The sequence below is a fragment of the Alcanivorax sp. genome (genome assembly GCF_014762765.1).
GTDB lineage: Bacteria > Pseudomonadota > Gammaproteobacteria > Pseudomonadales > Alcanivoracaceae > Alcanivorax.
Genome location: NZ_JABURH010000116.1, coordinates 1 through 2620, shown reverse-complemented (window position 1 = coordinate 2620; position 2620 = coordinate 1). Strand labels below are relative to the sequence as shown.

3 protein-coding genes are annotated in these 2620 nt (G+C 52.2%); all 3 read right to left on the bottom strand.

The features are described 5' to 3' along the window. Positions 1-206: prepilin peptidase (locus tag HUJ17_RS07560; protein WP_290510122.1), on the bottom strand; the 206-nt coding region annotated here is incomplete at its 3' end. 3 nt (positions 207-209) lie between these two features. Further along, positions 210-1433: a type II secretion system F family protein gene (locus tag HUJ17_RS07555; protein WP_290510121.1), complete on the bottom strand. Its 1224-nt coding sequence runs from the start codon at positions 1431-1433 to the stop codon at positions 210-212. A 2-nt stretch (positions 1434-1435) separates the two neighbouring features. Continuing rightward, on the bottom strand, positions 1436-2620 hold a 1185-nt coding region (gene pilB, locus HUJ17_RS07550; protein ID WP_290510120.1), incomplete at its 5' end, for a type IV-A pilus assembly ATPase PilB.

Here is a 2620-nt window from a genome sequence, read left to right as displayed (position 1 = left end):
GGAGTGACCAGATTGAAGATCCCGTCATCTTCCTCTGCGGGCAGCTCCAAAATTTCCCGTGCTTCCTGCTTCCAGCTACGCTCCATCATTACAGGCAGGCGGTAAATGACGACATTGAGAAAACTGCCAACCAGTAAACCCAGAAAAACACAAAGCCCAACCAGCAAGGTTGGGCTTGTGGAAAGTAGCTCCAGTATATTTTGCATGTATTAGCCTACAACGTTACCCAGCTGGAAGATCGGCATGTACATGGCGATGATCAGGCCGCCAATCACGACACCGAGCACAGCCATGATGAGAGGTTCCATCATGCTGGTTAGGCCATCAACGGCATTATCGACCTCATCTTCATAATAGAGCGCCACCTTTTCGAGCATGGCATCCAGGGCTCCGGACTCCTCGCCAATAGCGGTCATTTGCAGTGCCATGGCAGGGAATACGCCAGTGGATCGCATGGCAAACTGGAGCTGCTGGCCGGTAGCAACATCTTCTTTGACTTGAAATACCGCATTTCGATAGACCACATTGCCGGTGGCGCCCGCACAGGCGTCCAGAGCTTCAATCAGGGGCACGCCAGCAGAGAAGGTGGTGGAAAGAGTTCGTGCATAACGGGCGATGGTGGACTTGAAAGCCAGGTCACCCACGATGGGCATCTTCAGTATCATTCTATCAAGTGAATTGGCGAATGCAGTTGAGCGTTTTTTCAGCTGTGTGAAGCCAATAACGAAAACAATTATACCTACCAGAATGAAAAGGAAGTTTGCCTGTAGCCCCTTTGAGAGCCCGATGACAAACTGAGTGAAAGCGGGAAGCTCAGCCCCAAAGCCTGCAAACAACTCCTCAAAAACAGGCACAACTTTGAGCAATAGAATTGCAGTTACAATGACAGCTGCGCCGACAACGACCATGGGGTATTTCATGGCCTTCTTGATTTTCATCTTCAGCGCTTCACTCTTTTCCTTGTAGATGGCAACCCGGTCTAACATGGTTTCCAATGCGCCGGATTGTTCGCCGGCATCAATCAGGCTGCAATAAAGGTCGTCAAATTGGTCTGGATGCTTGGACAGCGCACCTGCGAAGTTGTTGCCTCCTTCTACGTCTACCTTGAGCTTTAAAACCAGCTCCTTCATGGATGGATTTTCTAGGCCATCTGCAACAATCTCAAATGCCTGAACAAGGGGGACGCCCGCTTTCATCATGGTGGCCATCTGGCGGGTAAAGAGGGCGATATCCATGGGCTTGATTTTTTTCTTGCCGCCCAGGTGTATTTCCCGCTTCCGAACCACTTTCCTGGCGTTGATGCCTTGTTTGCGGAGCTCCGCCTTGACCACTGAGGGGGCCTTGCCGGTTGCTTCGCCCTTGACCTTGGTGCCTTTGCGGTCTGTGCCTTCGTAGATGAAGGTAACGTTTTTCTGTGCTGCTTTGCTGGCCATAATTAATGTCCACTCGTTACACGGCTGACTTCTTCAAGGCTGGTCACGCCGTGCATGACTTTCACCAGACCTGAACGATACAGATCATTAAATCCATCCTTTCGACACTGGTCACCAATTTCCAGGGAGTTTCCTTCTTCCATGATGATGCGGGAAATGCCATCGGTAATCTTCACCACTTCGTAAATGCCCACCCGACCCTTGTAGCCGTTCTTGCATTTGTCGCAACCTTGGGGGCCGTAAACGGTAAAAGCGGATCCCAGGTCGTCATCCGTGAAGCCCATCTCCAGCAGCGATTGCTTGGGAATATCCACCTGGGTCTTGCAGTGTTCGCAAAGGCGGCGGGCCAACCGCTGGGCGATGATCAATATGACCGACGTAGCAATATTGAACGAGGGGACGCCCATGTTGCGAAGACGGGTAAGGGTTTCCGGTGCGCTGTTGGTGTGAAGGGTTGATAATACCAGGTGCCCGGTCTGCGCTGCCTTGATGGCGATGTTGGCAGTTTCCAAATCGCGGATTTCCCCCACCAGGATTACATCCGGATCCTGTCGAAGAAAAGCTCGCAGTGCAGCAGAAAAGTCCATTCCCTGCTTGGGGTTTACGTTCACCTGGTTAACGCCTTCCAGGTTGATTTCCACAGGGTCTTCAGCTGTGGAAATATTGCGCTCCGGCGTGTTGAGAATATTGACCCCGGTGTAGAGAGAAACGGTTTTCCCGGAACCAGTGGGGCCGGTTACCAGAATCATGCCCTGGGGTTTTTGCAGTGCATCCATATAGAGCTGTTTCTGGTCTTCATCGTAACCCAGTGCATCAATGCCCATCTTGGCGGATTCGGGATCAAGGATCCGCAGTACAATCTTTTCGCCGAAGAGTGTGGGGCAAGTGTTGACGCGGAAGTCGATGGCCCGGGTCTTGGAGATCTTGAGTTTGATCCGTCCATCCTGGGGAACACGCCGTTCTGAGATGTCCAGCCGTGACATGACCTTGAGGCGTGCCGAGAGCTTGCTGGCAATGTTGATCGGAGGCTTGGAGACAGTTTGCAGGATGCCGTCCTGGCGAAACCTTATCCGATAGGTTTTTTCATAGGGCTCGAAATGCAAATCTGACGTGCCGCTCTTGATGGCGTCCAGCAGCAGCTTATTGACGAACCGAACAATGGGGGCGTCGTCGGAACCGGACTTGGT